Source organism: Achromobacter animicus, from assembly GCF_902859585.1.
GTDB lineage: Bacteria > Pseudomonadota > Gammaproteobacteria > Burkholderiales > Burkholderiaceae_B > Achromobacter > Achromobacter animicus.
Window position 1 is genome coordinate 16,706 of record NZ_CADIJM010000022.1, and the last position, 25,514, is coordinate 42,219.

Genomic DNA, 25,514 nt, shown 5'->3' on the forward strand with positions numbered 1-25,514 from the left:
GCTGCCGGGCTCAGGCCCGCAGCGCGCCCTGGCTGCGCAGCCAGGCGGTCAGGCTGTCGAAGGCGTCGAGTGCGCCTTGCAGCGCCTGTTCCTCGCGGCCCAACGCGCCGGCCTCGCTGTCCAGGTGCAGCAGAAATTCCTTCCACAACGGTCCCACCTGCTCGCCATACCCGCGCAAGTAGCGCTGGGGCAAGTCGGGCGCCACCGCCTGCAGGCGCTTGGCCAGGAACCGGCCGCCCAACTGCGACCCTTCGACAACGTACGCGACGCCCAGTGCGTAGGCGTCGGGCGCCGCCACCTGTAGCGGCTGCGCGCAATGCACGACAGGCGCGGGATCGCCCGCTGCCTTCAGGTCTTCATGCAGCCAGGCGGTCTTGCCGGCCCGCTCAGGGGCGCGCAGGGATGCCGGCCAGTCCAGTTGCCAGAGCCGTTGCTCCAACGGTTCCAGCCATCCCAGCAGCGCGCGCAGGTAGGCCAGATAGTGGCCGCGGTCGAGATGATCTTCGGCCAGCGCCAGACCCTGGTCCAGCGTTTCGTGACGTTCGCGGGTGCCATCGCGCAGCACCTGATGGACGGGAGAAATCATGGGGCTCGTGACGTGAAGGGTTGGTGGGACGGTTGAACCGGCGACATCGAACTGGTGCTAATACGGCGACGGGTTACGCCGGCAGATGCAGCGACCAGCAGCGATCCTGGCGCTCCAGCCGCCAGCCCGAAGCGGACGCAAGCAGCTCGATTTCCTGCGGGTCAAAAGCCGGCGGCTTGTCCGAGGCCGGTACGCCTTCGGGCACGCGGGCACGCCACACGCCGGGCTCAGATGCGTCCACTTCGAGCTGAGCACCCGCGGGCACCAGCGGCAACAGGCACAACAGCCATGCCAGGACCAGATATCGTGTGCTGAACAACTGCACATCGGCGTGCGCCACCTGCTCGGGCCAGCGGATGCCGTGACTCGCCAGCAGCAGGTGCGAGAACATCAGCTTGCGGCAGTCGTGCAGCAGGTCGCCGCTGGACGTCATGGCGCCGCCATCGCTCAGCCAGCCGTCCAGCTCGCGCACCACGCCCACGCTTTCGTCGAGCATGTCGGAAAGGTCGCCGGCAAGCCGTTCGCAGCGCTGCTGGACGGCTTCGCCGGTGGTGCCTTCAGGAGCCTGACGCAGCATGGCGGCCGCGAGCGAGGCGCTGGACAGCGGGCCCAGCACTTCATGGCGCAGCACGGGGAAGATCTGGCTGAGCACCTTGAGCTGCACGCCCTTTGCGGCCAGCAGGCCAAGGGTGTCGGATTGCATCATGAAAGAACCGTCAGTTGGCCTCGTGCAGAATGGCCAGGAGCGCGTCGGGGTCCGCCGGCTTTTCGATCCATCCAGTGAAGATGCCGTTGATGGCATCGCGTCGTTCGTGCCGCGCGAGGCCGCTCAGCGCATAGATGCGCGGCGGGTTGGCGCGTTCGCGCAGGCGCTTGGCCAGCTCGTAGCCGTCCATGTCGGGCAGCAGGATGTCCAGCAGCACGGCATCCGGCGCGAACGTGTTGACCAGCTCCAGGGCTTCGGCCCCGGTGGCGGCGCACCGCGTCTCCAGGTTTGAAAGCGCCAGGAACTCGGCCAGCAGTTCCGATCCCATTTCGTTGTCGTCCACCAGCAGGACCCGCATGGCGCGCACTTCGTTCAAGTTATGTCTCCCAGGTTCAAGAGGGGGTTGCTTCAGGCATGGCGTGGGGCAGCGTGACCGTGAAGATGACGAGCCCGTCGCGGCATTGGACGGCAATGTCGCCGCCGTGGTCGCGCACGACCTGCTCGGCAATGTACAGGCCCAGGCCCAGGCCGGAGCGGTTGCGCGACTGGCCCACCGATTCCGGCTTGAAGGGCGAGAACAGGTGCGCGAGCACGTCTTCGGCGATCGGGCCGCCATGGTTGATGACGCTGAGCGTAATGCCGTCATCGGTTTTTGCGGCGGTCACCATGATGGGCTGGCGGGGCGCGCCGTGCTGGCGCGCGTTGCCCATCAGATTGGTCACCACCTGCGCGATACGGTCGGTATCGGCCATGAGCGTCAGGCCGTCCGGCACGTCGGGTTCGATGCGCAAGCCGGGATAGGCCTGGCGCTTTTCCTCGATCAGGCCGTTCACCAATGCCGACAGGTCGCACAGCCGCTTTTCAATGCCCAGCCCCAGGCCGCCTTGCAGGCGCGACAGGTCCAGCACCTGCGATATCAGGCGCTGCATCCGGCCGCTGGAATAGCGGATGCGCTCGCCCATGCGCGCGCCGGTATCGGTGCGGGACAGCAGGGTCGCGGCCATGGAAATGGATTGCAGCGGGTCGCGCAGGTCGTGGCCCAGCATGGCCAGCAGCGCGGTGCGGGCGCGGTCCACGTCGGCGGCACGGCTGGTCGAAATGTGCGAGAGCTCGTCGCGCAGATTGTCCACGGCCTCAAGCTCCGCAGGCAGCCAGGGAAGACAAACCCCGCGTACGACCTCGCGCCAGGCTTCGAACGAGCCGCGCGGCGTCAGCCGCGGGCCGAGGCTGCCGACCGCGTACTGCTTTTCCGGCTTGCCGCCCCACACGAGGGTCTCGATCTGCTCCTTGCGCAGCCAGACCAGCCAGCCATTGTTCATGGGGTCGAACTTGCACGCGAGCAGGCCCGCGTACGGGACGATTTCGGTCTGCAATTCGGGGTAGTCGCGCGCGATGTTGGTGGTGTGCACCACGCGCTGTCCGCTCTGGTCCAGCGCGTTCAGGATGCCCGCCAGTTCGCCGCGCGGCGCAATGCCGCCAAACACCGTGACGCTGTTGCTCCAGAGGCACAGCGCGGCATCGTTCGGGACCAGCGACGCCGGCGTCTCACCGTCCTGCGACAGCGCCTGATGCACGTTTTCAGAGGCCGACACGCGCTCGACAAGCTTGCTGACCAGCGCGGCGTTCTGGCGGGATTGCTCGGCCCGCTCATTGGCTTCGATGCCGGATACCGTGGCCGCAACGACCTGCGCCATCGCCTCGCACGCCAGGCGGGCGGGGTAGGGCACGGCCCGCGGCGTGTGATGGTGGCAGGCGATCATGCCCCACAGGCGGCCGCCGATCACCAGCGACAGGCTCATTGACGCCCGTACCCCCATGTTTGCCATGTATTCCAGGTGGACGGGCGACACGCTGCGCAAGACCGAGAAGCTCAAGTCCAGCGGTTGGGGATCCGGCGAAGGGGCGCTCAGCACGCGCACCGGGTGGTAGGTCGCATCGGCGATCAGGCGCAGGGTGTTTACCGTATAGAGCCGGCGCGCCTGCGCCGGAATGTCGCCGGCGGGATAGCGGCGGCCCACCCAGTCGTCCAGGTCGGCGCGTCGCTGTTCAGCCACGATCTCGCCGCTGTCGTCGGGATGGAAGCGATACGCCATCACCCGGTCAAAGCCCGTGGCGCGCTGCACTTCGCGCACCATGCTGTCCAGGAGCGCGGGAATGTCACGCTGCCGGCGCACGCGCTCGATGCTGCGGTAGATACGCTCGGGCGCGGCAATGCCGACGCCGTCGGCCCGGCGCTCGAGTTCGACAATCGTCAGTCCATCGACATTGCGATGGCCGATCACGTCATAGGTGGCGCGATCCAGCGTGATGGTCAGCGGATCGAAAATGGGGTCGGGGTTGCCGAGCCAAGTGGACAGGCAGTACGCAAGGCCCGGCGGCAATGCCTCAGGCGCGCAAGGCTGGTCCAGCGTCAGGCAGGTGTCGAGCAACTGGGCGGCATTCTCGCTGGCGTAACGCAGCGTGCCGTCGGGATCGAACGCGAGCAGGGCCCCCAGCGGCTGGATGGCGCCCGGTATGTGTATCGGTTCGCTGTCGCAATTGGCGAGAGTGAGTTGGGGGTAGGATTCGGTGGGCGCATTCATGCGAGTGAGATACCGTGGACGCGCAAGTGTGTTGCCATTATGTCAAAGATATTGTGAGAATGTGTGCATTTGCTGCCCCCTACCTTCCGGAGTTCGCATGGCCCGTTTGCCCTACGCTGATCTGACTCATCCCGAAGCACGGCCCCTGGTGGAAAGCATTGTCGCGCAGCGGGGCAGTGTGTTGCATCTGTATCAGATGCTGCTGCATAGTCCCGCGGTGGCCGGCGGCTGGCTGAATTACCTGACGTCGATCCGGCAGCTCAGCACGTTGCCGGGCGATCTGCGCGAGCTCGTCATCATGCGGGTGGCGGCCATCAACGGTGCGCCCTACGAGGCCGACCAGCATGCGCCGATCGCGTTGAAGGAAGGCGTATCCCAGGCGCAGCTGGACGCGCTGGATGCGTGGGAAACCTCGGATCTGTTCAGCGAACGCGAACGGGCGGTGCTGGCCTACACGGACGCCATGACGCGTCACGTGCAGGTTCCCGAGGCGGTGTTCGACGCCGTCCGGGCGGCCATGGGGTCGGAAAAGCTGGTGGTCGAGCTGACGGCGACAGTCGCCGCGTACAACATGGTATCGCGGTTCCTGGAAGCGCTGCAGGTGCACTCTCACGATCACCGCTAGGCAAGGGCGCGCGGACAGCAACCGCGCGCCGCACTGACTCAGCCTCGCTGCGCGTCGATCAGGGCGTCCAGCTTGATGGCGTCGGCCACGAACAGGCGGATCCCCTCGGACAGTTTTTCGCTGGCCATCGCATCGTCATTGAGCAGCGTACGGAACGTCACTTCGTCAGCGCCGATGCGCGCAATGTCGCCGCGCGCATCGTCAGCGCGAAGCTGGGCGGGCGCGTCGCCTTCGGTGGCGGCCAGCTTGTTCAGCAGGTCCGGACTGATCGTCAGCAGGTCGCAGCCGGACAACGCAAGGATCTGACCCACGTTGCGGAAGCTCGCGCCCATGATCTCGGTCGGGATTTCAAAGTGCTTGTAGTAGCGGTAGATATTGGTGACGGACTGAACGCCCGGGTCACGCGCGCTCGTGTTGTCGTCTTCGACCCAGTTCGCGCCGGCCGTTTTCTTGTGCCAGTCGTAGATGCGGCCGACGAAAGGTGAAATGAGCTGAACATGCGCATCGGCGCAGGCGACCGCCTGGGGCAGCGAGAAAAGCAGGGTCAGGTTGCAGCGGACACCCTCGGACTGCAACACGCGGGCGGCCTGGATGCCTTCCCAGGTGGACGCAATCTTGATCAGCACGCGTTCGCGCGGGATGCCGGCGGCTTCGTACAGGGCGATCAGGCCGCGGGCGCGTTCGATGGTGGCGCGGGTGTCAAAGGACAGGCGGGCGTCCACTTCGGTCGACACGCGGCCCGGCACGATGTCCAGAATCGCGCGGCCGAAGGCGACCAGCAGGCGATCCATGAGTTCGGCGGTCGAGGCGCCGCGGTGTTCGCGCGCGGTCTTTTCCAGCAGCGGGCGGTAGGCGTCCTGCTGGACAGCCTTCAGAATCAGGGACGGGTTGGTGGTCGCGTCCGTGGGACGCAACGCCTTCATGGCTTCGAAATCGCCGGTGTCGGCAACAACGGTGGTGTGGTCACGCAGGGCGTCAAGTTGGCTGGGCATGGACTTATACGACTCGCAGCTGGCTAGGGTTGAAGGTGCTGCTAGCGTATCACCGACGCTGCCAGGCCGCAGTCCGCCGCAAGGGCGAGGGGCGCTGATTGCAGGCCGCGCAACGGCGCGGCAAAACGGCCGAAAAACCCGGTTTCGGCCTTATTTGGCGCGGTTCTCCGGGAAAAACGGCCGCTCGAGGTATAATCCGAAGGTTTGATTATCGATTCTAAAACCGGGGTTTACTGTGCTGCCGCAACTCTTTCCCGAGGGGATCAACCGCTTCCCTCCTGCAATTCTGGCTCTGGCGGACGGTACCATTTTTCGAGGCGTGTCGATCGGTGCGCCTGGCCATACCGTTGCCGAAGTGGTGTTCAACACCGCGATGACCGGGTACCAGGAAATTCTCACCGATCCCAGCTATAGCGGTCAGATCGTCACGCTGACCTATCCGCACATCGGCAACACCGGCGTCAACGCCGAAGACGTGGAATCCAATCGCGTCTATGCCGCCGGCCTGGTGGTACGCGACTGCCCCGCCCGCGTGTCGAACTTCCGTTCCACGCAATCCTTGCCCGACTACCTGACCGAGCAGGGCATCGTTGCCATTTCCGGCATCGACACCCGCAAGCTCACGCGCATTCTGCGCGAAAAGGGCGCCCAGGGCGCGTGCATCTTCGTGGGTTCCGACGCCGAGCGCGCCGTTGAACTCGCCCGCGGCTTTCCCGGCATGGCCGGCCAGGATCTGGCCAAGGTCGTGTCCATCAAGGAAAGCACCGGCTGGACCGAAGGCACCTGGCAGCTCGAAGGCGGGTTCACGTCGCCCGACCAGTCCAAGTTCCACGTGGTCGCCTACGACTACGGCGTGAAGAGCAACATCCTGCGTCTCCTGGCCGACCGTGGCTGCCGCATCACGCTGGTGCCGGCCCAGACCACCGCCGAAGACGTCTTCAAGCTCAATCCCGACGGCGTGTTCCTGTCCAACGGCCCCGGCGACCCCGAGCCCTGCGACTACGCCATCGACGCCACCCGCGCCTTCCTGGACAAGAAGCTGCCGGTGTTCGGCATTTGCCTGGGCCACCAGATCATGGGCCTGGCGGTGGGCGGCAAGACCGTCAAGATGAAGACCGGCCATCACGGCGCCAACCATCCGGTGCAGGACCTCGCGTCCAAGCGCGTGTTCATCACCAGCCAGAACCACGGTTTCGGTGTCGACGCTGCCAGCCTGCCCGCCAACGCGCGCGTGACGCACGTCTCGCTGTTCGACGGCACGCTGCAAGGCTTCGAACTCACCGACCGCCCGGCCTTCTGCTTCCAGGGTCACCCCGAAGCCAGCCCGGGTCCGCACGACATCCTCGAGCTGTTCGACAAGTTCATCAGCCTGATGTCCGGCCAAAAGTAAAGACTGCATCATGCCCAAGCGTACAGACCTAAAAAGCATTCTCATCATCGGCGCCGGCCCCATCATCATCGGGCAGGCCTGCGAATTCGACTACTCCGGCGCGCAAGCTTGCAAGGCGCTCAAGGCCGAGGGCTACCGCACCATCCTGGTGAACAGCAACCCGGCCACGATCATGACGGACCCGGAAACGGCCGACGTCACCTACATCGAGCCCATCACCTGGCAAGCCGTCGAAAAAATCATCGAGCGTGAAAAGCCCGATGCGCTCCTGCCCACGATGGGCGGCCAGACCGCGCTGAATTGCGCGCTGGACCTGGCCCACCATGGCGTGCTCAAGAAGCACAACGTGGAACTCATCGGCGCCAACGAGCACGCCATCGAAAAGGCCGAAGACCGCCAGAAGTTCAAACAGGCCATGACCGACATCGGCCTGGAATCGGCCAAATCGGGCGTCGCCCACAGCATGGACGAAGCCTGGGAAGTGCAGCGCCGCATCGCGGCCGAAGTCGGCACCTCCGGTTTCCCCGCGGTCATCCGCCCCAGCTTCACGATGGGCGGTTCGGGCGGCGGCATTGCCTACAACGCCGAAGAATTCGAAACCATCTGCCGCCGCGGCCTGGAAGCCTCGCCCACCAGCGAGCTCCTGATCGAAGAGTCGCTGCTCGGCTGGAAGGAATTCGAGATGGAAGTGGTCCGCGACAAGGCGGACAACTGCATCATCGTCTGCTCCATCGAAAACCTGGATCCGATGGGCGTCCACACGGGCGACTCCATCACCGTCGCGCCGGCCCAGACGCTGACCGACAAGGAATACCAGATCATGCGTAACGCATCGATCGCGGTATTGCGCGAGATCGGCGTGGATACGGGCGGCTCGAACGTGCAGTTCGCCGTCAATCCCAAGAACGGCCGCATGATCGTCATCGAGATGAACCCGCGCGTGTCGCGTTCGTCGGCGCTGGCCTCCAAGGCCACCGGTTTCCCCATCGCCAAGGTCGCCGCGCGCCTGGCCGTCGGCTACACGCTTGACGAGCTGCGCAACGAGATCACCGGCGGCGCCACGCCGGCTTCGTTCGAACCCACGATCGACTACGTGGTCACCAAGGTGCCGCGTTTCGCATTTGAAAAATTCCCCACCGCCGACGCGCGCCTGACCACCCAGATGAAGTCCGTGGGTGAAGTCATGGCCATCGGCCGCACCTTCCAGGAATCGTTCCAGAAGGCGCTGCGTGGCCTGGAAGTGGGCGTCGACGGCCTGAACCAGAAGACCACCGACCGCGAAAAGCTGCAGGTCGAACTGGGCGAGCCCGGTCCGGAACGCATCTGGTACGTGGGCGACGCCTTCGCGCAAGGCTTCACGCTGGACGAAGTGCACAACATCACGCACATCGACCCGTGGTTCCTTTCGCAGATCAAGGAAATCGTCGACATCGAGCTGGCGCTCGAGCAAAAGACGCTGGCCGACCTGGACTACGCCACGCTGTTCGAACTGAAGCGCCGCGGTTTCTCCGACCGCCGCCTCGCGTTCCTGCTGGATTCCTCGGAATCCGAAGTGCGCAAGCTGCGCCACCAGCTCAACGTGCGTCCGGTCTACAAGCGCGTCGACACCTGCGCCGCCGAATTCGCCACCCGCACCGCCTACATGTACTCCACGTACGAGGAAGAGTGCGAATCCGCCCCCACCGATCGCAAGAAGATCGTGGTGCTGGGCGGCGGCCCGAACCGGATCGGCCAGGGCATTGAATTCGACTACTGCTGCGTGCATGCCGCGCTGGCGCTGCGCGACGACGGGTACGAGACCATCATGGTCAACTGCAATCCGGAAACCGTGTCCACCGACTACGACACCTCCGACCGTCTGTACTTCGAGCCGCTGACGCTCGAAGACGTGCTGGAAATCGTCCACAAGGAAAACCCGGTCGGCATGATCGTCCAGTACGGCGGCCAGACCCCGCTGAAGCTGGCGCGCGCCCTGGAAGCCAACGGCGTGCCCATCATCGGCACCAGCCCCGAATCCATCGACGTCGCCGAAGACCGCGAGCGCTTCCAGAAGCTGCTCAACAAGCTCGGCCTGCGTCAGCCGCCCAACCGCACCGCGCGCACCGAAGGCGAGGCCCTGGCCCACGCCACCGAAATCGGTTATCCGCTGGTCGTGCGTCCCAGCTACGTGCTGGGCGGCCGCGCGATGGAAATCGTGCACGAGCAGCAGGACCTCGAGCGCTACATGCGCGAAGCCGTGAAGGTCAGCAATGACTCGCCCGTGCTGCTCGACCGCTTCCTGAACAACGCCACCGAAGTCGACGTGGACTGCCTGGCCGACGGCGAAACCGTCTTCATCGGCGGCGTCATGGAACACATCGAGCAGGCCGGCGTGCACTCGGGCGACTCGGCGTGCAGCCTGCCGCCGTACTCGCTGTCGGCGGAAGTCATCGCCGAGATCAAGCGCCAGACCACGATGATGGCCAAGGCCCTGAACGTCAGCGGCCTGATGAACGTGCAGTTCGCCATCCAGGGCGGCGACGTCTACGTGCTGGAAGTGAACCCGCGCGCCTCGCGCACGGTGCCTTACGTCTCCAAGGCCACCGGTTTGCAGCTTGCCAAGATCGCCGCGCGCGCCATGGCCGGCCAGACCCTGGCCGCGCAAGGCATCACGAAGGAAGTCGTGCCGCCTTACTTCTCGGTCAAGGAAGCCGTGTTCCCATTCGTGAAGTTCCCGGGCGTGGACACCATCCTCGGGCCGGAAATGAAGTCGACCGGCGAAGTGATGGGCGTGGGCATGAGCTTCGGCGAAGCCTTCGTGAAGTCGCAGCTTGCCGCCAGCGTGCGCCTGCCGGAGTCCGGCACGGTGTTCATCAGCGTCAAGAACCAGGACAAGGCCCGCGCCGTTGAAGTGGCTCGCGGCCTGCACACCCTGGGCTTCAAGCTGGTCGCCACGCGCGGCACGGCCGCCGAGATCGAAGCGGCCGGCATCCCGGTGCAGGTGGTCAACAAGGTCAACGAAGGCCGCCCGCACATCGTCGACATGGTCAAGAACGGCGAAATCTCGCTGGTCATCAACACCGTCGAAGAGCGCCGCAACGCCATCGCCGACTCGCGCACCATCCGCACCCAGGCGCTGGCCGCCCGCGTGACCTTCTTCACGACCATCGCAGGCGCCCGCGCCGCGGTCGAAGGCATGCAGTATCTGCGCCAGGGCCTCGGCCTGCAGGTCTACCCGCTGCAAGAGCTTCACGCTTCCCTGCAGAAGTAAGCCGGCAGATCACAATTAGGGCACGCGAAAGCGTGCCCTAATTTTTTGCAACGCGACAACAGGCAGGTCAGGACATGGACAAAGTCTTCATCACCGGCGCCAGCAGCGGCCTGGGGCGCGCACTGGCGCAGCAATATGCAGCCAAGGGCGCCACGCTGGGCTTGCTGGGCCGCCGCGAGGAAGCGCTGCGCGAACTGGCCGCCAGCCTGCCGGGTGAGCATCGCTGCTATGCCGTGGACGTGCGCGACCGCACGGCGCTGCACGCCGCGGCGCAGGACTTCATCGCGTTCTGCGAGCGCAGGGTGGATGTGGTCATCGCCAGCGCCGGCATCAGCGCCGGCACGCTGACCGACCACGGCGAGGATTTCGACGTCTTCAAGGCCATCGTCGACACCAACCTGCTGGCCACAGTGTCCACGTTCGAACCCTTCATCGCGCCGATGCGCGCGGCGGGGGCAGGGCGCCTGGTCGGGATCGCCAGCGTGGCGGGCATACGCGGCCTGCCCGGTGCCGGCGCTTACAGCGCGTCCAAATCGGCGGTGGTGACCTATTGCGAAAGCCTGCGGCTGGAACTGGCCGCGCAGGGCATCAGCGTCGTGACGATCGCGCCCGGCTATATCAAGACGGCCATGACGGCGCATAACCCGTACTCGATGCCCTTCCTGATGGAAGCCGACGCCTTCGCCACCCGCGCGCACGCGGCAATCAGCCGGGGAACGAGCTACACGGTGATTCCGTGGCAAATGGGCGTGGTGGCCAAGCTGATGCGGCTGCTGCCCAATGCCGTCTACGACAGGCTGGCCCGCAACGCCCCGCGCAAGCCGCGCAAGACGGTGTGAGGCCAGCCGTCCGGCATTCGCCGGACGGGGGCAGACATTTCCCTCAAGGCACCACGTCGTCGCCCACTTCGGCGGCGATGTGCGTCACGTCACCCCAATCCAGCACTTCCCATTTCCGGCCTTCAACGCCGACGCGGTTGATGCTGACATTGAGCAGGGCCGCGTCACGCGGCGCATTCAGCGGCACTCCCGACGCATGGCGCCAGATGATGTCCAGCACGCCGCCATGGGTGAACATCAGGATGCGCTCGCCCTCATGGCGGCTGGCGATATCGTCCACGGTGCTGATGACGCGCGATTGAAACTGCCCGAGCGATTCGCCGCCGTCCAGCGGGCGCAGCGGATCGCGGCTCTTCCACGCCGCCGCGGCTTCCGGCGCCAGCACGTCGATGCGCTCATGGTCCAGGCCTTCCAGCACCCCAAAGCCCCGCTCCCGGATGCCGGGTTCCACGCGTACACGCAGGCCAAGCTGCTCCGACACAGGCACGGCCGTCGCGTGCGCGCGTTGCAGGTCGCTGCTGTAGATCGCGTGGATCGGCGTGTGCTTGGCCTCTTCGTGCAGGCGCGCGGCCAGCAGGCTGGCCTGGTTGACGCCGAACTCGTTCAGGGGGATGTCTTGCCAGCCTTGCAGGCGCCGCTGGCGATTCCAGTCGGTTTCGCCGTGGCGGATGAACCAGATTTCAGTCATTGCAGTCTTGTTGCGGGGATTGAGCCTTATGCCTGGACCGGCGCGATGGGCGCGCGCGGCTTCCAGATGGCTTGAATGATCGAGCTTAACGCGACCAGCGCGGGCTCGCTAGCGCGTTCGTAAGGCAGCATGAAGCCCAGCACCGCGTCGACGCGCGCCTGGCCCCACACGATGAAGTCGCTGGACGCGGCACCCGCCAGCGCGGTTTCCTCGCGCAGCAGCGCGCAGCCCGCGCCGGCCCGCACCAGCGCGTCCATGTTGGCCTGATCGTCGTTCTGCATGACGATGCGGGGCGATAGCCCGTGGCGCTCGAACATATCGCGCAGCAACAGATGCGTGTGGCTGCCGGACGGACCGTCCAGCCACGGCAGTTGCGCCACCTCGCGCCAGCCGCCGCGTTTGAGCACCGCAGCGTGCTCGGCGGGCATCGCAATCCGATAACGCACGCTGCGCAGCGGCTGCCACAACACGCCGCGCGGCGCGTTGGCCGCGATGGTCAGCGCGGCGGGCAGGCGGCCGGTGCTGACCTGTTCGGCCAGTGCCGCGGCGGGCTGGGTCTGGGTCTTCAGTTCGACCAGCGGCAGGCGCTGCGTGACTGCCGAGGCCAGCTCCCCCAAGCGCAGGAAATCGGGCTTTTCGCTGGGAACACCCAGTTCGACAACGCCATGCAGATTGCCCTGCAACTGCTGGGCTTCGGACTTGAATTGCGCGCCCAGCACCAGCAGCGATTCCGCCGTCGGCAGCAGCACTTCACCCGCCTTGGCCAAGGCTAGCCGGCCGCCGCTGCGGTCGAACAGTGCGACGCCCAGGCTCTGCTCCAGCGCCTTGATCTGCGCGGTCACGGCGGGCTGCGTCAACGACAGCGCCTCGGCCGCCTTCGTCAGGTTGCCCAATCGGGCAACCGTGACGAAGGCGCGGATCTGGTAGATTTCCATGGCGGCGAGTGTAGGTCAGGCGGCCAGCAGCCGCACCTGTGTCGGCTCCAGTCCCACCGACACCGGCGCGCCCGCCGGAAACGGCGACAGGCCGGCCAGATGCGCCTGGTCGGCCGTCAGCCGCTGCTCTCCAACCTGCACCTGATAGCGCGTGAATTCGCCCAGAAACTCGCTGCTTTCCACGATGCCCGGCAGCCAGACATAACGCGCATCGCCCAGGCCATCCGCCATCTCGATCTGCACCGTGTGGGGCCGAAAGCTCGCTGCCAGCCGAGTGGCTGCGGGGGCCTCGCCGGTCAGCGGCAGGTGCAGGTCGCCCACGCCGTCCACCGCCAGCGTCACGCTGCTGCTGGTGCGCTCGCGCACATTGCCTTCCAGCACGTTCATCGTGCCCACGAAGTTCGCCACGAAGCGGTTCACGGGGTAGTCGAACAGCGTGCTCGGCGCGCCGATCTGCTGCACCACGCCGTGATCCAGCACCGCCATCCGGTCGGCGGTGGTCATCGCTTCTTCCTGGTCGTGCGTGACGAAGATCGTCGTGATGCCCAGGCGGCGCTGCAGGCTCAGAAGGTCTTGGCGCATCTGCACGCGCAGCTTCTTGTCCAGGTTGGACAGCGGCTCGTCCAGCAGCAGCACCTGCGGTTCGATCACGATGGTGCGCGCCAGCGCCACGCGCTGCTGCTGTCCGCCCGAAAGCTGGTTGGGACGCCGCTTGGCATATTGCGACAGCCCCACCAGATCGAGCGCGGCTTCCACCTTGGTGCGGATCTCGGCGCGCGGCAGCTTGCGCTCGACCAGGCCGAACGCCACGTTGTCCCACACCGTCATGTGCGGCCACAGCGCATAGTTCTGGAACACCATGCCGATGTTCCGATGCCAGGGCGGGGTCCCGCTGATGTCCTTGCCGTCCACCAGCAACTGGCCTGCGCTGTGGCGGTTGAATCCCGCGATCAATCGCAGCAGGGTGGACTTGCCCGACCCCGACGGCCCGAGCAGCGCGAAGAACTCGCCCGGCTCGATGCTGATGCTGACGTCCTTCAGCACTTCGGTCTTGCCGTACGAGAGCTGGATGTTGCGGCATTCGACGCTGACTTTCTTCATGCGGATTCCCCTTCATTGCGCGCCGGTTGCTGGCGCTTCGATGCGCGGTCCACCAGCAGGTGCGATACGTAAGTGCCGATACCCACGGCGACCACCGCCAGGACGCCAAGCGCGGCGCCCGGTCCGCGGCCCGCCGCGCTCTGCATGTACAGGTAGATGCCGTAGCTCATGGGCGCCTGGCTGTCCTTGGTCACCAGCATGATGGTGGCCGACAGTTCCACGGCGGCCGTCACAAAGCTGGTCACGAACCCGGCCAGCATGCCGCCCGCCATCAGCGGCACCACCACGCGGCGGATCGTGCTCATGCGCGTGGCGCCCAGCGACTGGGCCGCCTCTTCTAGCGACACGTGGATCTGCTGCAACGCCGCTACGCACGAACGCAGCGCATACGGCAGACGCCGCACGGAATACGCGAGCATGATGATGATCCACGACGACGTCAGCATCGTGCCCGTGCCAGGCAGCTCGATGCCGCGGAAGGTGCGCAGAAAGCCGATGGCCAGCACGATGCCCGGAATCGCCAATGCCGCCGAAGCCAGAAAATCCAGCCATTGGCGCGCCGGCAGCCGGGTGCGCAGCATCAGGTAGGCGATCGCGGTGCCCAGGATCACGTCGATGCCCGCGGCAAGGCCGCAATACAGCAGCGTGTTGGCGATCATGCCCTGCGATTCCGAGAACACGGCTGAGTAATGGGCCAGCGTGTACCCGTCCGGCAGCGGCGCATAGCTCCAGACGCTGGCCAGCGACAGCAGCAGCACGCCGATGTGCGGCGACAGCACCAGCAGCAGCACCAGGATGATCCAGCCATACGCCAGCACGCTTTCCATCGGACCCAGCTTGCGCTTCTGGATGGAATTGCCGCCCTTTTGCAGCGTGGAGTAGTCGCGTCCCTTGAGCACGCGCGCCGACAGCCACAGCGCCAGGATCGAAAATCCCACCATGATCACGCTGATCACATAGCCCAGCGGATCCTCCAGTCCCACCTGCGTGATGCGCAGGTACGCTTGCGGCGCCAGCATGTTGGTCGTGCCCAGCACCAGGGGCGTGCCCAGGTCGTCGAACACCTTCACGAACACCAGCGACGCGCCCGCCACATAGCCGGGCAGGGCGAGCGGAAAGATGACGCGGCGGAACAGCCGGAACCCGCGCGAACCCAGGTTGAAGGCCGCTTCTTCCATGGCCCCGTCGATGTTGCGCAGCGCCACCACGAGGTTCATCAGGATGAATGGGAAGTAATGGATCGCTTCAACGAAGATGACGCCATTCAGCCCTTCCATGAACGGAATCGTGAAGCCGAACCAGTCATTGAGCAGCAGGTTCACGCTGCCCGAGCGGCCAAAGATCAGCTGCATCGCCACCGCGCCCACGAAGGGCGGCATGATGAGCGGCAGCACGCCCAGCGTCTGGATCAGCAGTGCGCCACGAAAATCGAAGCGCACCGTGAAGTACGCAAGCGGCACCGCGATCAGGGAAGCGATCAGCGCCGACCAGCCCGCCACGTACAGGCTGTTGAAGAACGCTTCGCGCATCAACGGCTGGTTGAAGAAGGCGCCGAAGTGGCCGGTGGTGAAGCTGCCGTCGGCATTGACGAAGGCGCTGTGAAAGACCGTGCCCACAGGCACGGCCAGGAAAAGCAGCAGAAAGCCGAACACCAGCAGCGCCGCAAGGACGGGGCCGGCGGGCAGGCGCGAATGGCTCGAATGATTCATCGAGAGTCCCGAAAATCGTTGCCAGAAGACAGGCGCGATCCACGGCGGGCGGGGCAAGCCCGCCAGCCGTGTTCAACGCATTCAGACGATCAGAGCGCGGCGGCCTGCCGTGCCAGCTTGACGGCTTCTTCGTAGTTGGCGCGCGCGCGGCCATTCCACTCGCCTTCAAGCTGCGTGATCTGCTGGTTGACGGCCGCGTCCTTCTTGTTGCCGGCGAAGATCGCCAGGAACGCCGGGTCGGCCGCCTTCTTGCTGTCGATCAGCGGCGCCCAGGCCAGCTTGCGTGCCTCGCCCAGCAATTCGGCTGCCTTGCCGCTCTTGGCCTTGTCGCCCAGTTTGGCCTCGGCGTCATAGATCGCCTTGGTGGCCGCTTGCAGTTCCTTCAGCCGGAACGTGACGGTCTGGTCGTACAGCGATTGCACGACGTAGTAGCGCGACTGCGACAGGTCCGCGTCGAAATGAACCTTGCTGCGCTTGGCGATTTCCGCCGGGTCGGGATAGCCGGGCGGAATCTTGCCGGCCAGCGCGGAGTAGGGCAGCACCGGCAACCGCGAGATCTTCGGCTCCAGCAGCAGCTCCTGGCCCGCCTGGCTCAGCGTGAAGGCGATGAATTTCTTGCCTTCCTCGGTGTTCTTGGCGCCCTCGATCAGCGCGATGTTCGCCGGGACGATGGCGGTCTCGGACGGATAGACGAACTCAACGGGGAATCTGGAGTACTTGCTCGACAGCCCGAAGAAGTCGATGACCGGTCCGGCGCCGAACTGGCCGTTGTTCACGCCGTCGGGCACGCCGAACGAGCGCTCGGTGACGGCGCTGCTGTTGCCCGACATGCGCAAGAGCGTGTTCCAGCCGTCATCCCAGCCTTCGCCTTGCAGGATGGTTTCCACGGTCAGGTGCATCGTGCCCGAACGCGAGGGCGACGTGATGCCCACGTGGCCGAACCACTTGGGCGACAGCAGATCCTTCCACTCAACGGGCGCCGGGATCTTGTGCGCCGCGATGTACCGGGTGTTGTAGATAATGCCGTAGCCCGCCAGCGCCTGACCCAGATACATGCCGCCCGGATCATTGATGGGATAGCTGCCGATCTTGTCCGGCACGTCCTTATTCGCGATGTCGGCCGACTTGGCCAGCAGCTTGTCGCGTCCCAACACCTCGAACGCATCGGGCGCGCTGGCCCAGAAGACCTCGGGGCGCTGACCCGCTGGCGTCTCCCGCACGAAGGCGATCCCCGACACCGTGTTCTTGTTCAGGATTTCCAGCGTGATGCCGGGATTGGCTTTCTCGAAAGCGGTCTTGTAGGCCTGGGTCAGGTCCTTGGGGAACGACGTGATCACCGTGACGGTGCCGGCCAGGGCCGGCGCCGCGCAAACGGCCAGCAGCGCCCCGGCAAGGGCTGTGCGCATTGCGTGCATGGTTTGTCTCCGTGGTTTTAGATTTGTCTGGAGACAGTACCGGCACGCCTGCCAAGCGTCCAATCAGAAATTTTGATGCGCGCCATCAGTGACGGCGCCGCGATGCTCGCCCGGAATCAGGCCGTGGCCGACACGCCGCCGCCCTGAGACCCGCCGCTGCTTTGGGCCGCACGCGCCTGCATTGCCAAGACCTGTGCGATCTGCCCTTGGATCTGCACGGCCTGCGCGTTCAGCGCCATCACCTGCTGCGCCTTCATCTCGGCCGACATGCCGCTCGCCTGCACCTTGGCGATCTGGTCCATGATGCGCTTGAGCTGCTTCTGCAACTCCTTGATCTGGCGGGTGTATTCGTCTTCGTTGTCGGTTTCTTCCGTTGCCTGCGCGGTCGCGACTTTGCTGGCGCCAGGCGTATTGACGCGGATCTTGCCTTCAGCGGTCACCGAGACGGCCTCCTGCCCCGAGGCATTTTTCGCTTCCTTGTTGGCCTGGATCTTTTCGGCCCACATGTCGGCAAGGCTGCCGATGCGGGAGGTGCCGCTGATGCTGTTGATCGCCATGACTGTTCCTTTGCCTGGGGATTTCGGGGTTTCCTCTAGTACGGCAATCCGGCGGCAAAACTTAAACGTTGCCCCCGCTTGATGGCCCCCTTTACACTGGCGCCCGCTCGAAGTCTGAAACCCTAATCCGTACCATCCCCCGGGGAATCCATGTCCAATTCCTACTTTCCGCGCTGGCGCCTGGCGGACGACGCCGAGCCCGGCGTCATCATTGCGCCCGATGAACGGCTGTCCTGGCCCAAGAACGTGGCCATGGGCGCTCAGCACGTGGTCGCGATGTTCGGCTCGACCGTCCTCGCGCCGCTGCTCATGGGTTTCGATCCCAACGTCGCCATCCTGATGTCGGGCATCGGCACGCTGATCTTCTTCCTGTTCGTGGGCGGACGCGTGCCCAGCTACCTGGGTTCCAGCTTTGCATTCATCGGCGGCGTGATCGCGGTGACCGGCTATGCCGGCGGGGGCGCCAACGCCAACATCGGCGTGGCGCTGGGCGCCATCATCGCCTGCGGCTTGGCGTACACGTTGATCGGCGTGATCGTCTGGATCGTCAATGCGCGGGCAGGCGGTGGCGCCAACTGGATCGACACGCTGATGCCGCCCGTCGTGACGGGCGCGGTTGTCGCGGTGATCGGCCTGAACCTCGCGCCCATTGCCGCCAAGGGCGCGATGGGCGCCTCGGGTTTTGACAGCGCCATGGCCATCGTCACGATCGTCTGCGTCGGCGGCATCGCCGTCTACACGCGCGGCATGGTGCAGCGCCTGCTGATCCTGGTCGGCCTGATCCTCGCGTGCGTGGTGTACGCCGTGCTGGCCAACGGCCTGGGCCTGGGCAAGCCCATCGACTTCACCGCCGTGTCGGCCGCCGCCTGGTTCGGCCTGCCGCACTTCGCGGCGCCCGTGTTCAAGGCCGAGGCCATGGGCCTCATCGTGCCGGTCGCCATCATCCTGGTGGCCGAAAACCTGGGGCACGTGAAGGCCGTCAGCGCCATGACGGGCCGCGACCTGGACCGCTACCTCGGCCGGGCCTTCGTCGGCGACGGCGTGGCCACCATGGTGTCGGGCGCCGTCGGCGGCACGGGCGTCACGACATACGCCGAAAACATCGGCGTGATGGCGGTCACCCGCATCTATTCCACGCTGGTGTTCGTGATCGCTGCCCTGATCGCGATCGTCCTGGGCTTCTCGCCCAAGTTCGGCGCGCTCATCCAGACGATCCCGGGACCTGTACTGGGTGGCATGTCGGTGGTGGTCTTCGGCCTGATCGCCATTGCCGGCGCCCGTATCTGGGTCGTCAACCAGGTTGATTTCACCGACAACCGCAACCTCATCGTGGCTGCGGTCACGCTGGTGCTGGGCGCGGGCGACTTCACCATCAAGCTGGGCAACTTCACACTGGGCGGCATCGGTACCGCCACGTTCGGCGCGATCATCCTGTACGCGCTCTTGCGGCGCACGAAGTAACGACGACATGCGGGATGTCGAGGCGTCCCGCATCATGGCCCAAAGCCTATCGTCCAGTAGTTTCCTGGCCCGGGAGGCTCCCGGAAAACCCTCGGTTCGCGCGGGAGTCCATCGGGCCCGGCAAGGCCGCAAAGCCTTTTCGGTGCGAAATCGCCGGTTTTAGCGGGTTACAGCGCCGAAATGCGCCGAAAAGGCCGTTTTCTCCGGCGGCTTGCAATTCCCGCCGAGATTGACCACAATATGACTTTGATTGCCCCGGTTCCGACCCGAGCCGGGGTTTTGTTTTGGTCGCCCGCGCCGCTCGCCAGATTTTTCCAAGCATCAAATGGCAAACAAAAGGCAAGCGCGCCGGTCCTGCGGCCTTCACCGAGAACGCTCCTTCGGGGCGTTTTTCTACTTTTTGTTTGGGAAACGACATGTCTGCCATTCCTTTGACCGTGCGCGGGGCCGAGCGCTTGCAAGAAGAGCTCCAACGGCTGAAAACCGTCGAACGTCCTGCCGTGATCAACGCAATCGCCGAGGCGCGCGCACAGGGTGATCTGTCGGAAAACGCCGAGTACGATGCCGCTCGCGAGCGCCAAGGTTTCATCGAGGGCCGGATTGCCGAGCTTGAAGGCACGCTTTCCAATGCCCACCTCATCGACCCGACCTCGCTCGAGGCCGAAGGCCGCGCCGTGTTTGGCGCTACCGTCGACATCGAAGACCTGGATTCGGGCGATCGCGTTACGTATCAGATCGTCGGCGACGTTGAAGCCGATATCAAGTCCAACCTGATTTCCGTGTCCAGCCCCGTGGCTCGCGCGCTGATCGGCAAGAGTGAAGGCGATGTGGTCGAGGTCGTTGCCCCGGCTGGCGTTCGCGAATACGAAGTCCTTGGCGTGCGTTACATCTGACGCTATCGCCACAAGCAGTAAAAATGTCAAACCACCCTGGCCCGGACGCTACGTTCGTCTGAATTCCGCGGTACATTGCGGATCGCTATGGTGGACCGGGCGCGTAAAGCGCCCGTTTTTGTGCCTGGACTTACCTTTTTGCGGTCTTGCGGCTGGTGCCGCTGCGGGCTCCGGCGCGCAGGCTCAGCGCGCTGCCGGCGCGGCGCGGAATGCCGTGGCCGCCAGCCGTGGCGCGCTTGTTGGAAGGCCGCATGGGCTTGCCGTTCTTGTTGAGTTCGTCCTGGGGGACGTAACGCTTCTTGGCGGGTGCGGGCTCTTCGGATTCGCTGCGGCGCGGGCGCTTGGCAAGGGTCCTGCCTTCGGCGGCCAGCTTCTTGGGCGTGTAAGGTTCCGAGGCGCGGCGTTTGGCAGGCGCTTCGAGTTCCTGAGCGGCCAGCGCGGCGGGCTTGATGTTGCCGGGCAGCGGGCGGAACAGGATCAGGGTCTTGCCCAAGTGATGCACGGGCGCGCAGGATAGCGTCTCGCAGATCGTGGCGAGCATGGCGTCCCGGGCTTCACGGTCGTCGCCGCCCGCGCGAACCTTGATGAGGCCATGCGAAGTCAGCGCCCGATCGATTTCCTTCAGCACGGCGTCGGTCAAACCGTTGTCGCCAATTAGGACGACGGGGCGCAGAGGGTGAGCGGCGGACCGCAGGTCGCTGCGCTCACGAGAGGTAAGTTCTAATATAGGCATGCGTGGAATTGTACGGTAATGGCCAAGAATAAATTCTCTAAAGACTGGATTCACCAGCACATCAACGATCCCTATGTGAAGCTGGCGCAACAGAAGGGCTATCGCGCCCGCGCCGCTTTCAAGCTGATCGAGATCCTCGACACCGAAAAGCTGATGCGCCGGGGCGACCTGGTCATCGATCTGGGCTCCGCGCCGGGCAGCTGGTCACAGGTGGCGCGCGAGCGGCTCGCCGGGCCGGGCGGCGTCGTGGACGGGCGCATCATCGCGCTGGACATCCTGCCCATGGAGCCCGTGGCAGGCGTGGAATTCATCCAGGGCGACTTCCGTGAAGACGAAGTCTTGAAACAATTGGAAGACATGGTCGGATCGCGTGCGGTGGACCTTGTTATTTCAGACATGGCCCCCAACTTGTCCGGGGTGGGTATTGCCGACTCCGCGCGCATCCAGCATGTTTGCGAATTGGCGATGGAATTTTCCTGCGCCCACCTCAAGCCCAACGGGGCGCTGATCGTCAAGGCTTTCCACGGCACGGGCTTCTCGCAGATCGTGGAATCCTTCAAAAAGCGCTTCCGCCGGGTGGTCGAACGCAAACCGAAGGCCTCTCGGGACAAGTCCTCAGAAACCTTTCTGGTGGCGCGCGATCTGAAGTAACCCTTCCGTAATCATCCGGGGCAAATCGTCCCGGCCAAGAAAACCCCCGTCCCGCCGAGACAACGACCAGAAAACTCAAGAATCAAATGTAATTAAATGGGCCCCACGGCTGCCAGGACGCAACTCCGTCCTACAGGTTAGAATGGGCTATTGACATACTTGTGACTGTGCCATACGCGGGTGCGCAGTCGCCGGTCGGAATCGAAAGCAGGAGATCGACCTTGAACAATTCATTTTCCAAAGTCGCTGTCTGGATGGTGATAGCCCTGGTGCTGTTCACCGTCTTCAAACAGTTCGACGGACGCGCTCAGACCCAGGACGGTGTGACTTACACGCAGTTCATGGACGACGCCAAGGCGGGACGTATCCGCAAGGTCGACGTTCAAGGCGACGTGCTCTACGTCACCCCGGACGCGGGCCGCGCCTATACGCTGACTTCCCCCGGCGATCTCTGGATGGTCTCCGATCTGCTGAAGTACGGCGTGCAGGTTTCGGGCAAGCCGCGCGAAGAGCAGTCGCTCCTGATGAGCATCTTCGTCTCGTGGTTCCCGATGCTGCTCCTGATCGGCGTATGGGTGTTCTTCATGCGACAGATGCAGGGCGGTGGCAAGGGCGGCGCATTCAGCTTCGGCAAATCGCGCGCCCGGATGCTCGACGAGAACACCAACCAGATCACCTTCGCTGACGTCGCCGGTTGCGACGAAGCCAAGGAAGACGTGCAGGAACTGGTCGACTTCCTGCGTGACCCCAGCAAGTTCCAGAAGCTGGGCGGCCGTATCCCGCGCGGCGTGCTGATGGTGGGTTCGCCCGGTACCGGCAAGACGCTGCTGGCCAAGGCCATCGCCGGCGAAGCCAAGGTGCCGTTCTTCAGCATCTCCGGTTCGGACTTCGTTGAAATGTTCGTCGGCGTGGGCGCGGCCCGTGTCCGCGACATGTTCGAAAACGCCAAGAAGCACGCTCCCTGCATCATCTTCATCGACGAAATCGATGCGGTCGGACGTCAGCGTGGCGCCGGCCTGGGTGGCGGCAACGACGAGCGCGAACAGACCCTGAACCAGATGCTGGTGGAAATGGATGGCTTCGAATCCGGCCAGGGCGTCATCGTGATCGCCGCAACCAACCGTCCCGACGTGCTGGATCCGGCGCTGCTGCGTCCGGGCCGTTTCGATCGCCAGGTCGTGGTGCCGCTGCCCGATATCCGGGGCCGCGAGCAGATCCTGAAGGTCCACATGCGCAAGGTTCCGCTGTCGCCCAATGTCGACGCGACCATCCTGGCGCGCGGTTGCCCGGGCTTCTCCGGCGCCGATCTGGCCAACCTGGTCAACGAAGCCGCACTGTTCGCCGCCCGCCGCAATGGCCGCACGGTCGATATGTCCGACTTTGAAAAGGCCAAGGACAAGATCATCATGGGCGCCGAGCGCCGCTCCATCGTGATGCCCGAAGAGGAACGCAAGAACACCGCGTACCACGAATCCGGCCACGCGATCGTCGCGCGCATGCTGCCCAAGACCGACCCGGTACACAAGGTCACCATCATCCCGCGCGGCCGTGCGCTGGGCGTGACGATGCAGTTGCCGGAAACCGACCGCTACAGCATGGACAAGGGCCGTCTGCTGTCCACCATCGCCGTGCTGTTCGGCGGCCGTATCGCCGAAGAAATCTTCATGGACCAGATGACGACGGGCGCCTCGAATGACTTCGAACGTGCCACCGCCATCGCCCGCGACATCGTCACGCGCTACGGCATGACCGACGAACTGGGTCCCATGGTCTACGCCGAGAACGAAGGCGAAGTCTTCCTGGGCCGCAGCGTCACCAAGACCACGCACATGTCCGAAGCCACCATGCAGAAGGTGGACACCGAGATCCGCCGCATCATCGACGAGCAGTACGGCGTTGCGCGCAAGATCCTGGAAGACAACCGCGACAAGGTCGAAGTCATGACGTCCGCGCTGCTCGAATGGGAAACCATCGACGCCGACCAGATCAACGACATCATGGAGGGCCGCCCCCCGCGTCCCCCGAAGACGCCGCAAGGCCCGTCGGACACGTCCGATACGCCGCCGACCGGCCTGGCTGCAGGCGGTAGCACGGCAGCTGCGGTCTGAGGTTCTTCGTTCTGGTTTATGGCAAATAACTTCCTTTGCGGGCGCTTCGAGTTTGATCTCGAGCGCCCGCTTGTCATGGGCATCGTCAACGTCACGCCGGACTCGTTTTCCGATGGCGGCCAACACGACGATACCGATTCCGCCGTGGCGCATGCGCGCCAGTTGATCGAGGAAGGCGCCCAGATTCTGGACCTGGGCGGCGAATCCACGCGCCCGGGGGCCGACCCCGTTTCCGTGGCCGACGAGCTCAACCGGCTGCTCCCGGTGGTCGAGGCGCTTCGGGACTGCGGCGTGCCGCTCTCCATCGACACGTTCAAGCCGGAAGTCATGCGCGCGACGCTGGACGCCGGCGCGGACATGATCAACGACATCTACGGTTTCAGGCAGCCGGGCGCGATCGAAGCCGTCTCGCAATCGCGCTGTGGCCTGTGCGTCATGCACATGAAAGGCGAGCCTCGCACCATGCAGGCAGCGCCGCCCGAGTACACCGACCTGATCGGTGAAATCGGCCTGTTTCTGGGGGCTCGCGCGCAAAAGCTGCGCGCGGCCTGGATCGATCCTCGCCGCATCGTGCTGGACCCGGGCTTCGGGTTTGGCAAGACGGCCGACCAGAACTTTCAACTGCTGCGCCGGCTGTCCAGCCTGCGCAGTACCGGTTATCCATTGCTGATCGGCCTGTCGCGCAAAAACATGATCGGCCAGGCCACCGGCCGGCCGGTTGGCGACCGGCTGCCCGGCAGCATTGCCGCCGCGCTTGCCTGCGTCGCGCGTGGCGCCTCCATCGTGCGCGTGCACGATGTTGCGGCCACGGTGGATGCGCTTAAGGTATGGCAGGCGGCTGAACAAGGAGCAATCAGTTCATGATTCGACGCAAATATTTCGGTACCGATGGCGTACGCGGTGAAGTCGGCGGTCCGGTGATCAATGCCGAATTCGCCTTGCGCCTGGGTTACGCCGCTGGCCGCGTGCTGGCCCGCGAGCACGCCGTGCGCGGCGCAAGCCGCCCGCAGGTCGTCATCGGCAAGGACACCCGGATTTCCGGCTACATGCTGGAGTCCGCGCTGGAAGCGGGGCTGTCCGCCGCCGGTATCGACGTGCTGCTGGCCGGCCCGATCCCCACGCCCGCGGTCGCCTACCTGACCCGCGCGCTGCGCTTGGTCGCCGGCATCGTCATCAGCGCCTCGCACAATCCCTACCAGGACAACGGCATCAAGTTCTTCTCGGCGCAGGGCATGAAGCTGCCCGACGAAATCGAAGCCGACATCGAGGCCGCGCTGGACGAGCCCCTGGGTTGCGTCAGTTCGGAAGCGCTGGGACGCGCGCGCCGCATGGGCGACGCTCAGGGCCGCTACATCGAGTTCTGCAAGAGCACGTTCCCGAACGACCTGGACTTGAACGGCATGACGATCGTGGTGGACGCCGCGCACGGCGCCGCCTACAACATCGCGCCGCACGTCTTCCGTGAGCTGGGCGCCGAAGTCCACGCCATCGGCGTGCACCCCGATGGCTTCAACATCAACAAGGGCGTGGGCGCGCTGCATCCCGAGCTGCTGGCCAAGGAAGTCAAGGCGCGCGGCGCCCAGCTTGGCATTGCGCTGGACGGCGACGCCGACCGCCTGCAGATGGTGGACGGCGAGGGCCGCATCTACAACGGCGACGAACTCATGTACGCCATCGTGCGCGAGCGCATGCAGCGCGGCAAGGTCGAGGGCGTGGTCGGCACGCTGATGACCAACTTTGGCTTCGAGCGCGAAATGAAGCGCCTGGGCGTGGGCTTTGACCGCGCGAACGTGGGCGACCGCTATGTGCTGGAACAGATGCAATCGCGCGGCTGGCTGTACGGCGGCGAAAGCTCCGGCCATCTGCTGTGCCTGGATTGCCACTCCACCGGCGACGGCATCGTGGCGGCGCTGCAGGTCTTGACCGCGCTGCGTCGCAATTCCACCACGCTTGGCGACTGGGTCAGCGACCTGCGCATGTATCCGCAAAAGATGATCAACGTGCCGCTGACGCCGGGCCTGGACTGGAAGACGCATGCCGGTCTGACCGCCGCGCGCCAGGCCGTCGAGGCAGAGCTGGACGGCCGGGGCCGGATCCTGATCCGCGCTTCGGGGACGGAACCCAAGCTGCGCCTGATGGTTGAGGCCGAAGATGAGGCGCTGGCGACCAATTCTGCAGAGAAGCTTGCGGCAAGCCTGGGGTAAACCCTGAGTTTCGATTTAATATGTGGGCCACGCGTCGAAATCGTCGCGTGGCCTTTTGTTGTTTGAGTTTTCGATGCCGGTCTAAGCGT

General features: G+C 65.0%; 22 protein-coding genes. 10 read left to right on the forward strand and 12 right to left on the reverse strand.

Annotated elements, in window-relative coordinates; genetic code table 11:
• Positions 1-10: 10 nt before the first annotated feature.
• The 4 genes from HV681_RS26225 to HV681_RS26240 all read right to left on the reverse strand — a co-directional run bounded on the left by HV681_RS26225 (position 11) and on the right by HV681_RS26240 (position 3,874).
• Positions 11-586, reverse strand: a complete 576-nt coding sequence (locus HV681_RS26225; protein ID WP_175126033.1) for a biliverdin-producing heme oxygenase — start codon at positions 584-586, stop codon at positions 11-13.
• 73 nt (positions 587-659) lie between these two features.
• Positions 660-1,292: a hypothetical protein gene (locus HV681_RS26230; RefSeq protein ID WP_175126034.1), complete on the reverse strand. Its 633-nt coding sequence runs from the start codon at positions 1,290-1,292 to the stop codon at positions 660-662.
• Between the two features lie 10 nt (positions 1,293-1,302).
• Positions 1,303-1,659 carry a response regulator gene (locus HV681_RS26235; RefSeq protein ID WP_224776719.1) on the reverse strand — a complete coding sequence of 119 codons (357 nt, stop codon included), beginning with the start codon at positions 1,657-1,659 and terminating at the stop codon, positions 1,303-1,305.
• A gap of 25 nt (positions 1,660-1,684) precedes the next feature.
• Positions 1,685-3,874 (reverse strand): ATP-binding protein, encoded by a 2,190-nt coding sequence (locus tag HV681_RS26240; protein WP_175126036.1) that lies wholly within the window; start codon positions 3,872-3,874, stop codon positions 1,685-1,687.
• A 97-nt stretch (positions 3,875-3,971) separates the two neighbouring features.
• Between HV681_RS26240 and HV681_RS26245 the strand changes: the two genes are divergently transcribed.
• Positions 3,972-4,499 carry a carboxymuconolactone decarboxylase family protein gene (locus HV681_RS26245; RefSeq protein ID WP_175126037.1) on the forward strand — a complete coding sequence of 176 codons (528 nt, stop codon included), beginning with the start codon at positions 3,972-3,974 and terminating at the stop codon, positions 4,497-4,499.
• Positions 4,500-4,537: 38 nt separating this feature from the next.
• On the opposite strand, the gene tal is transcribed toward HV681_RS26245, so the two are convergent.
• Positions 4,538-5,491: a transaldolase gene (gene tal / locus HV681_RS26250; protein WP_175126038.1), complete on the reverse strand. Its 954-nt coding sequence runs from the start codon at positions 5,489-5,491 to the stop codon at positions 4,538-4,540.
• 235 nt (positions 5,492-5,726) lie between these two features.
• Here tal and carA point away from each other — a divergent pair, with 235 nt between their 5' ends.
• The 3 genes from carA to HV681_RS26265 all read left to right on the forward strand — a co-directional run bounded on the left by carA (position 5,727) and on the right by HV681_RS26265 (position 10,970).
• Entirely contained in the window at positions 5,727-6,881 is a 1,155-nt protein-coding gene (carA, locus tag HV681_RS26255; RefSeq protein WP_056570759.1) for a glutamine-hydrolyzing carbamoyl-phosphate synthase small subunit, read from the forward strand.
• 10 nt (positions 6,882-6,891) lie between these two features.
• Positions 6,892-10,131 carry a carbamoyl-phosphate synthase large subunit gene (gene carB, locus HV681_RS26260; protein ID WP_175126039.1) on the forward strand — a complete coding sequence of 1,080 codons (3,240 nt, stop codon included), beginning with the start codon at positions 6,892-6,894 and terminating at the stop codon, positions 10,129-10,131.
• A gap of 74 nt (positions 10,132-10,205) precedes the next feature.
• Positions 10,206-10,970: an SDR family oxidoreductase gene (locus tag HV681_RS26265; RefSeq protein ID WP_175126040.1), complete on the forward strand. Its 765-nt coding sequence runs from the start codon at positions 10,206-10,208 to the stop codon at positions 10,968-10,970.
• Between the two features lie 43 nt (positions 10,971-11,013).
• On the opposite strand, the gene HV681_RS26270 is transcribed toward HV681_RS26265, so the two are convergent.
• The 6 genes from HV681_RS26270 to HV681_RS26295 form a co-directional block, all read right to left on the reverse strand.
• Positions 11,014-11,658, reverse strand: a complete 645-nt coding sequence (locus HV681_RS26270) for a histidine phosphatase family protein (protein ID WP_175126041.1) — start codon at positions 11,656-11,658, stop codon at positions 11,014-11,016.
• A gap of 26 nt (positions 11,659-11,684) precedes the next feature.
• A complete protein-coding gene (locus HV681_RS26275) occupies positions 11,685-12,593 on the reverse strand; it encodes a LysR family transcriptional regulator (RefSeq protein WP_175126042.1) in 909 nt (302 codons plus the stop codon).
• A 15-nt stretch (positions 12,594-12,608) separates the two neighbouring features.
• A complete protein-coding gene (locus tag HV681_RS26280; RefSeq protein ID WP_105240132.1) occupies positions 12,609-13,694 on the reverse strand; it encodes an ABC transporter ATP-binding protein in 1,086 nt (361 codons plus the stop codon).
• Positions 13,691-15,403, reverse strand: coding sequence for an ABC transporter permease (locus tag HV681_RS26285; RefSeq protein ID WP_175126043.1), 1,713 nt, complete (start codon positions 15,401-15,403; stop codon positions 13,691-13,693). The genes HV681_RS26280 and HV681_RS26285 overlap by 4 nt, the downstream gene beginning before the upstream one ends.
• Positions 15,404-15,492: 89 nt before the next feature.
• Positions 15,493-16,818 carry an ABC transporter substrate-binding protein gene (locus HV681_RS26290; protein WP_175126044.1) on the reverse strand — a complete coding sequence of 442 codons (1,326 nt, stop codon included), beginning with the start codon at positions 16,816-16,818 and terminating at the stop codon, positions 15,493-15,495.
• Positions 16,819-16,934: 116 nt separating this feature from the next.
• Entirely contained in the window at positions 16,935-17,375 is a 441-nt protein-coding gene (locus HV681_RS26295; protein ID WP_175126045.1) for a FlxA-like family protein, read from the reverse strand.
• Positions 17,376-17,525: 150 nt separating this feature from the next.
• On the opposite strand from HV681_RS26295, the gene HV681_RS26300 reads away from it, so the two are divergent.
• Together HV681_RS26300 and greA are read left to right on the forward strand one after the other, a co-directional pair.
• Entirely contained in the window at positions 17,526-18,836 is a 1,311-nt protein-coding gene (locus HV681_RS26300; protein ID WP_175126046.1) for a solute carrier family 23 protein, read from the forward strand.
• Positions 18,837-19,252: 416 nt separating this feature from the next.
• Positions 19,253-19,729 (forward strand): transcription elongation factor GreA, encoded by a 477-nt coding sequence (gene greA, locus HV681_RS26305; RefSeq protein WP_175126060.1) that lies wholly within the window; start codon positions 19,253-19,255, stop codon positions 19,727-19,729.
• Between the two features lie 130 nt (positions 19,730-19,859).
• On the opposite strand, the gene HV681_RS26310 is transcribed toward greA, so the two are convergent.
• On the reverse strand, positions 19,860-20,462 hold the full coding sequence (locus tag HV681_RS26310; RefSeq protein ID WP_175126047.1) for a YhbY family RNA-binding protein: 603 nt from the start codon (positions 20,460-20,462) through the stop codon (positions 19,860-19,862).
• 18 nt (positions 20,463-20,480) lie between these two features.
• Here HV681_RS26310 and HV681_RS26315 point away from each other — a divergent pair, with 18 nt between their 5' ends.
• The 4 genes from HV681_RS26315 (at position 20,481) to glmM (ending at position 25,425) form a co-directional block, all read left to right on the forward strand.
• On the forward strand, positions 20,481-21,113 hold the full coding sequence (locus HV681_RS26315; protein ID WP_175126048.1) for an RlmE family RNA methyltransferase: 633 nt from the start codon (positions 20,481-20,483) through the stop codon (positions 21,111-21,113).
• 221 nt (positions 21,114-21,334) lie between these two features.
• Complete coding sequence (gene ftsH, locus HV681_RS26320) at positions 21,335-23,221, forward strand: ATP-dependent zinc metalloprotease FtsH (RefSeq protein WP_175126049.1); 1,887 nt, start codon at positions 21,335-21,337, stop codon at positions 23,219-23,221.
• 18 nt (positions 23,222-23,239) lie between these two features.
• Positions 23,240-24,085 (forward strand): dihydropteroate synthase, encoded by an 846-nt coding sequence (gene folP / locus HV681_RS26325; RefSeq protein ID WP_175126050.1) that lies wholly within the window; start codon positions 23,240-23,242, stop codon positions 24,083-24,085.
• Positions 24,082-25,425 (forward strand): phosphoglucosamine mutase, encoded by a 1,344-nt coding sequence (gene glmM / locus HV681_RS26330; RefSeq protein WP_175126051.1) that lies wholly within the window; start codon positions 24,082-24,084, stop codon positions 25,423-25,425. Before folP ends, glmM begins: the two co-directional genes overlap by 4 nt.
• Positions 25,426-25,514: the final 89 nt, after the last annotated feature.

Excerpts from the sequence above, each read along its gene's own strand:
- HV681_RS26225 (WP_175126033.1), bottom strand. The coding sequence starts at position 586 with ATGATTTCTCCCGTCCATCAGGTGCTGCGCGATGGCACCCGCGAACGT.
- HV681_RS26230 (WP_175126034.1), bottom strand. The coding sequence starts at position 1,292 with ATGATGCAATCCGACACCCTTGGCCTGCTGGCCGCAAAGGGCGTGCAG.
- HV681_RS26240 (WP_175126036.1), bottom strand. The coding sequence starts at position 3,874 with ATGAATGCGCCCACCGAATCCTACCCCCAACTCACTCTCGCCAATTGC.
- HV681_RS26245 (WP_175126037.1), top strand. The coding sequence starts at position 3,972 with ATGGCCCGTTTGCCCTACGCTGATCTGACTCATCCCGAAGCACGGCCC.
- tal (WP_175126038.1), bottom strand. The coding sequence starts at position 5,491 with ATGCCCAGCCAACTTGACGCCCTGCGTGACCACACCACCGTTGTTGCC.
- carB (WP_175126039.1), top strand. The coding sequence starts at position 6,892 with ATGCCCAAGCGTACAGACCTAAAAAGCATTCTCATCATCGGCGCCGGC.
- HV681_RS26265 (WP_175126040.1), top strand. The coding sequence starts at position 10,206 with ATGGACAAAGTCTTCATCACCGGCGCCAGCAGCGGCCTGGGGCGCGCA.
- HV681_RS26270 (WP_175126041.1), bottom strand. The coding sequence starts at position 11,658 with ATGACTGAAATCTGGTTCATCCGCCACGGCGAAACCGACTGGAATCGC.
- HV681_RS26275 (WP_175126042.1), bottom strand. The coding sequence starts at position 12,593 with ATGGAAATCTACCAGATCCGCGCCTTCGTCACGGTTGCCCGATTGGGC.
- HV681_RS26280 (WP_105240132.1), bottom strand. The coding sequence starts at position 13,694 with ATGAAGAAAGTCAGCGTCGAATGCCGCAACATCCAGCTCTCGTACGGC.
- HV681_RS26285 (WP_175126043.1), bottom strand. The coding sequence starts at position 15,403 with ATGAATCATTCGAGCCATTCGCGCCTGCCCGCCGGCCCCGTCCTTGCG.
- HV681_RS26290 (WP_175126044.1), bottom strand. The coding sequence starts at position 16,818 with ATGCACGCAATGCGCACAGCCCTTGCCGGGGCGCTGCTGGCCGTTTGC.
- HV681_RS26295 (WP_175126045.1), bottom strand. The coding sequence starts at position 17,375 with ATGGCGATCAACAGCATCAGCGGCACCTCCCGCATCGGCAGCCTTGCC.
- HV681_RS26300 (WP_175126046.1), top strand. The coding sequence starts at position 17,526 with ATGTCCAATTCCTACTTTCCGCGCTGGCGCCTGGCGGACGACGCCGAG.
- greA (WP_175126060.1), top strand. The coding sequence starts at position 19,253 with ATGTCTGCCATTCCTTTGACCGTGCGCGGGGCCGAGCGCTTGCAAGAA.
- HV681_RS26310 (WP_175126047.1), bottom strand. The coding sequence starts at position 20,462 with ATGCCTATATTAGAACTTACCTCTCGTGAGCGCAGCGACCTGCGGTCC.
- HV681_RS26315 (WP_175126048.1), top strand. The coding sequence starts at position 20,481 with ATGGCCAAGAATAAATTCTCTAAAGACTGGATTCACCAGCACATCAAC.
- folP (WP_175126050.1), top strand. The coding sequence starts at position 23,240 with ATGGCAAATAACTTCCTTTGCGGGCGCTTCGAGTTTGATCTCGAGCGC.
- glmM (WP_175126051.1), top strand. The coding sequence starts at position 24,082 with ATGATTCGACGCAAATATTTCGGTACCGATGGCGTACGCGGTGAAGTC.